This is a genomic window from Duganella sp. Root198D2, from assembly GCF_001428585.1.
In the GTDB taxonomy this organism is placed as follows: domain Bacteria; phylum Pseudomonadota; class Gammaproteobacteria; order Burkholderiales; family Burkholderiaceae_D; genus Rugamonas.
In genome coordinates this window covers 1-5,447 of sequence record NZ_LMIC01000032.1, presented here as the reverse complement: position 1 = coordinate 5,447, position 5,447 = coordinate 1, and the positions used below count along the sequence as shown (strand labels likewise).

The window sequence follows — 5,447 nt, the reverse complement described above, 5'->3', positions numbered from 1 at the left end:
GTTGTTGCTGGCGATGGCGCCGCCCTTCAGGTCGATCGTGTCGGCCTTGACGTGGTAGCCGCCGTCACCAGCGAACAGGCCCGATTGCTGGCCCACGCCTGCGTAGGTGCCGCTGCCCTTTTGTTGCGACAGGTTGCCGCTGGCACCCATGACACCAAACCCTACCTGCACGCGCACACCAGTATTCGTTTGCACGCTTTCAAACTGGCTGGTGTCTTGCAGGCTTTCGATGGCCAGCTTGCCGCCGACATCAGTGTTGATGGTGTTGGCGGTTGCCGATGCGCCTTTCAGCGTGGTGTCGCCTTTGCTCTTGATATTGATCGTGTCGGCTTTGAGCTCGGTGTTGTTGTTGATCGTGGTGTCGTTCTTGCTGTGGCCTTTGCCCACATTGACAGAGCCGTAGACGTACGCGCCGGTTTGCGCGCCGACCTGGAACCCAACACCTACTTCCGCGCCGGAACTCTTGTTTTTTCCATCGCTATGCAGGGTGCCCTGGCTGGCATCCAGCACGACGTTTTGAGCTGCATCCAGGCTCAGGGTTTTGCCGGCATTGAGCGCGGCGCCGGTAGCGTGGATGTCGCCAGTGGTGGCCGTCAGGGTCACGTTGCGGCCGCCGTTGATGGTACTGCCCTGTGCGGTGCTATCGCTGCCGCTGCTGGAATTGCTGCTACTGGCAAAGCCAATGCCAGCTTCGCCCTTGATCAGGACACCACTTTCCGTGCTGGCAGCCTGGTAGATGTTGGCGACTGCCGCCATGCTCTGCATGGCCTTCAAGCGGTCATCGGATTTGCGCGCTGCATTCACGTTGTTGACCAGGTCAATCAGCGGCGAGCTGACGCGGGCGAAGGCGCCGATTTTCAGGTCGCTGTTGGATTCCTGGTGGCTTCCGGTATTCTGCAGCGCCGTGATGTCGATCGTTTTGGCGGTGATGTTGACGTCATTCGCTGCCAGCACGTTGCTTGAAGTCTGGGCGTACTTCTCACCCGCGGTCAGGTTCACGTCGCCTTTCAGGCTGGAGACGTTGGAGGCAACCTGGGTCACCTGGTTGCTGTTGTCGCTGCGCTGTTCCTTGTGGTAGCCGGCAAAGCGTTCGGTGTCGGAAATGGCCACTTTGCCATCTGCCTTGTTCTTACTCTGGTTGGCGTTGTGGAGCGTGTCCTGCGCGCTGGTGATGGTCAGGTCGCGTGCGGCATTGATCGACAGGTTGCCTTCAGAAACCACGTTGGCGCCGGTCAGAGTGATGTCGCCGGCTTGCGTGGCAATGGTGGCGCTGCCGCCGACCGACAGCTTGGTACCGGTCACGGTGTCGGTACCGCCCTTGCCGTCGCCCTTGTTGTTCAGGATGCCGCCGCCCAGGAGGGTACGGTTATCGCTGACAAAGGCCGATTTCTTTGAATCTTGCGATCTGGTTTCCGTGGTATGGGCAACGTCAAACTTGATGCTGTCCTTGGCCAGCAGCAGCGCATTGCCTTCGGCGCTGATCTGCGCGCCCTGGCTGGTGATCGAACCATCTGTTGCAATGATGGTCAGGTCTTTGCCGGCAGTCAGGCTGCTGGTGCGCGCTTCGCTGACGGCGTGGTTTTGCGTGCTGTTCGAGCTCTTGGAGCCGAATTGCGTCGTAACGAAGGTCGTTGCCGCCTTGACGCCTTCGGCCAGGCCTTCTGCCTGGCTGAGTGACTTGCCGACGAAGTTGGAATTTTTGGTGTTCTCGGTATCGGACCGGTAAGCACTCCGGAAGGCTGCCAGCGGGTTAACCGTCAAGCCCATGGCAAAGCCGGCAGAGTTGCTCTGGGTGCTCGACTGGCTGACCGAATTGTTCTGCGCTGCGGCCAGGTCGACGTTCTTGCCGATCAGCGTCAGGTTTTCCTTGGCGGCGATGTCGGAGGCGACCACTTGCAAGGTTTCGCCGGATTTGAGCTTGACGCTGCCGCCAAGGGCGCCGATGCTGGAAGCCAGCTGCGTGACCGTCTCTTCCTCGCTTTGCGAGGAGGCCTTGGACTTCCCATATCCAGCACTCAGGTTGCCGGCCGAATAGTTGATGCTAATACCGGACTTCTTCTCCTGTCTGGTGCTCGATGTTTTGCTGGTTTCTTCTGCGCTGACGATCTTCAGGCCACCTTTGGCGTCGATGCTGAGGTCTTTATCGGCCAGCACGGTGCTGCCCTTGATCAGGGTATCGCCACCAATGGTGGCGACCACGTTGCCGCCTTTGATGCTGCTACCGATCGCCAGAGTGCTTGCGTCGTAATCTGTAGCATCGCTGCTGCTCTTCTTGACCGCGTTGCCCGATTTACGATGGATTTCAATATCCGAGAGGTGAGACTCGCTGACGCTGGTGATATTCAGGTCTTTGCTCGCCTTGAGCGTCAGCGTGCCGCCCGCAGCAAGCGTGCTGCCTTTGATGTTCAGGTCACTGCTTTGGTTGATGCCCGCATTGACCAGCAGGTCGCCAGTGGAAGCCACTTTAGCGCCTACCACCGCCTGATTTTCGTGGATCTGCTTATCCCAGTGTTTGGTGTTGGGATCACTCAGCAGACTGCTCTTTACTTCGTCGACCACGGCGGCGATGTTCACACTGCCGCCAGCCAGCAAATTGCCGGCTCCGGCACCGCTGGTTCCGATCGCCAACTGAGTACCGGTCAGGTTCAGGTTGCCCGTGGCGGCCATCAACAAATCGCCGCCAACGTTCACGCGGCTTAGCTGGTTGTAGGTAGCACTGTTGTCGATCGTGGAGCCATTCGCCTGGTAGTGATAGGCACTGCCGGTCTTTACCGTATCGAAGGTGATGTTGTTGCCAGCGAGGATGGAGGCGCTGCCTGCGTTGATCGCGCCGCCCAGGTCGGTCACATTGCGGCCGGCATCCATGATCAACTGGCCGGTGGCCGAAATCGTGCCCTGGTTGGAGAGCGACGTGAAGCTGCCGCCGTTCACTTTGGACGACCACTTGCTGTCTACGACCAGCGATTCGTTCCTGATATCGCGGCCGGCTTGCAGCGCAACGTCGCCGCACTTGATGCTGCCGCCTTTGTTGATGATGTCTTCGCCAGCCAGCAGGATCGTGCGGCCATTGCCGCTGTCGATCACGCCGCCCTGGTTCATGATGGTTTCGCTGACGTCGATCGTCACGCTGGCGCCGCTCACCAGCGCGCCGGTCGGCTTGACTGCATTGCCGCTGACGTGGGCCAGGTAGACTTTTGGCACCAGCACGGTTTCAATCGAACCATCCGGCAACTGCACGGTCTCGCTTTCCAGCCACACAATGTCGCTGGTCAGGCGGCTCACTTGCTCGGGGCTGAGCGAGATACCGGGACGCAGATTGAATTCCTGGGCGACGCTGGCGGCGTTGCTCAGCATTTGTTTGTACAGCTTATCGTCGCCTGGAGCGGCGCTTGGGGCGCGGCCGGTCAGTTTGGACAGCTGTTCGCGCACCAAGCGCTGCTCGTAGAAGCCGTCGCCCAGGCGTTTTTGCGTGGTCGCGTGGTCAACTGCCAGATTGTCCAGCAGGTAGTCGCTGCTGGTCCACTGGTCCTGCTTTGCAAATTGTGGGCGCGTCTCGAACAGGTATTCACCTTTCGGGTCCGGGTTGCGCAGGAACAGGCCGCCAGGCGAGATTTGCCGCACGCCGAGGATGCCTTGGCCCTGTACTGCGCTGGCGCTCTGCCCTACGGAAGCACCTGCCGCGGCGTTGACGTCACCAAGCGTGCTGCTGCGGGCCTGGTTCAATACGCGCCCGAACAGCGAGCCTTGGCGCGCAGGCCCGGCCGATTGCGCCGATCCAGCGGTATCCAGGCTGTTACCGGTGCCGCTGCCAGACGATGTGCCACCCGCCAGCAGTTGGTTGGACGTTCCGCTATTGCCGGATTGGTCGGCGCTGGCCAGATTGGCACCGGCGCCGGACGAACAGGCACCGCTACCGTTGCCGGCGCTGGCACTGGCATTTCCACCTGCGTTGGCTGCGGCATTGGTGCCGCTTCCAAGAACAGTTACCGAGTCACGAATGTTGCCGACCGTGCCGGCCGTTACGTCGATGATGCGGAAGCAGCGGGCGTTGATGTCGCCCTACGTTATTACCTGACAGGATTTCGAGTACGCCTCTAGCGATGTATTCGATTCTTGGTTGACGAAGTGAGTTGCCGTCCACAGGCGCCAGGAAAAACACTCGTCTATGCCGTACCACAAAAGCGGCCTTTTACTCAAAAATCAATCAAGGCGGCGTAAAAAAACCCAAAGGGGCTGAACATATATTGCACTTTCCGCCGCCTACTCGTGGCGCCGTCAAGCAAGAACGATGCCTCGCACCGACAGGAATCCCTGTTCGGCCACTCGAACGTTGCGCCGCCAGAAATCCCTATTTGAACAGGACACACACGTTCATGCGGCTGAACTGTTTGAGGGGCAATGTTAGGCCCGGGCTATTTCTTGGAGAAGAGCTCATAAAATTCTTGATTCTCCCAGTCATCATCGAATGCCTCAATCACTTTCTCTAATGGGCGGCCGGTGGCAATCGGATTGGACATCATTCGTATGTTGATCTCGGCCCATTCGCGCACTTCTGACCAGCGCAAAACATGCATGAGGAATGCCAACGGCTCATCACTAATTAAATTGGCTTCGAAAAGCGAGGTCAACAGCTTGAAAACTTGATGCCTCATTTCCGGCGCCCCTCTAATAATCTCGAGACAGCGGATGTAATTTGGCTCCGCCCTTTCAAACGAATACACCGTATTTAATATATGCTCTGCCTCGAGCAATTCACTCTTTAGCGCATTCATTGTCATTGCTTCATCCATTTTCCACCTCTCGCCAACGACGAATCAAATTTCCAAACTTTAAACTGAAACTTATCAGTCGCATCTAAGCCTATCTTACTGAAAAGGCAGATTCCGCAATGTCCTTAATTTGTGGGCCAGATGGCTGATAGTGCCCCGATGCATTGTCGAGCCATTTGATCTTTCCGTTATAAAGTTGAACTTCGCCTGCCGCCTGTACTCGCATGTTATTCGTAAGACTAGTATGCGGTGACTTCCCAAGCACAAGAGAGCCGTCCTCAAGTATGACGTAATTCAAATTCCCACTCATGGTCTTCAGCGCTACTGGCGAGACAATTTTCGGGTCTGCTATCTTATCTTGAGGGAACTTGTTATCAAAAAGGACCTTCTCCAATGCTGCTGTGCTATTTGTACTGTTCGCTGTTGGTCGCGAGCCAACAGCTGCCCCTCCCGTTGGCGAAGAATTTGTCGCGTTTCCGTTCAAAGATGAGCCGCCATTAGCAGACTGTCCAGCCGACTTAGCTTCGGCCTCTTCGGACCCCGAGGAATACAAGACACTGTTAGGTAGCTGCCAAGTATGCGTCCAGCCATTCCACCTTCACAGCGGGTTTAGGACTGAGTAGAGTTCGGGAATGGCAACAACGAATCGATCTGACTGTTGGGGCACGTCGGGAGACG

General features: G+C 57.5%; 2 protein-coding genes. Both read right to left on the bottom strand.

Features of this window, described 5'->3' with window-relative positions; all coding sequences use genetic code 11:
- A partial coding sequence (locus tag ASE26_RS19995; RefSeq protein ID WP_200960827.1) for a hemagglutinin repeat-containing protein occupies positions 1-3,723 on the bottom strand: 3,723 nt, incomplete at its 3' end.
- A gap of 689 nt (positions 3,724-4,412) precedes the next feature.
- Positions 4,413-4,790, bottom strand: coding sequence for a hypothetical protein (locus ASE26_RS19990; protein ID WP_055932179.1), 378 nt, complete (start codon positions 4,788-4,790; stop codon positions 4,413-4,415).
- Between the last annotated feature and the right edge of the window lie 657 nt (positions 4,791-5,447).